At 62.3% G+C, this 472-nt stretch carries 1 protein-coding gene; it reads right to left on the reverse strand.

The annotated features are described in order from the left end of the window. Positions 1-145 precede the first annotated feature (145 nt). A complete protein-coding gene (locus EN914_RS37965) occupies positions 146-445 on the reverse strand; it encodes a GNAT family N-acetyltransferase (protein ID WP_013529296.1) in 300 nt (99 codons plus the stop codon). Positions 446-472: the final 27 nt, after the last annotated feature.

Below are 472 nucleotides of genomic sequence, written 5' to 3' on the forward strand. Positions count from 1 at the left end.
GTCATTGGGGGATCATTCGGTTCGTTTGTCGGCGCGGCTAAGATATATCCTATCTACTTAGGCAGGATGCGCCACCCGCGCAAATGCCAAAGCCGCCCCGGTGGGATGGCAGCCGCTTGCCGCGCCGTTTCCAAGCAACGAATCCCTACCGCTTCAGCACGTCGGCCCATTCCTGATGGCGGCGGAACTGGGCGTTGGCGAACGGGCAGAGCGGGATGATCTTCTTGCCCGCCGCACGCGCATCCTCGACGGCGCGGGTGACAAGCCGAAGCCCGGCACCCTGGCCGCGAAAGACGTCCGGCACTTCGGTGTGGTCGATGATGATCTGGTGCTCACCGATCTTGGTGAAAGTCATCTCGGCCTCGGCGCCATCGGGTCCACGCAGGACGTAGCGGCCCTTGGAACCGCGATCCTCAAGTTCGATCTCAGGCAGTTGGTCAGGCATTGCTATGCTCCTTGGGCAGTATCGGCA

Origin of the sequence: Mesorhizobium sp. M7A.F.Ca.CA.001.08.2.1, from assembly GCF_003998455.1 — a bacterium.
GTDB lineage: Bacteria > Pseudomonadota > Alphaproteobacteria > Rhizobiales > Rhizobiaceae > Mesorhizobium > Mesorhizobium ciceri.

Bases quoted from the DNA above. Each gene is read 5' to 3' on its own strand.
- EN914_RS37965 (WP_013529296.1), bottom strand. From the start codon at position 445: ATGCCTGACCAACTGCCTGAGATCGAACTTGAGGATCGCGGTTCCAAG.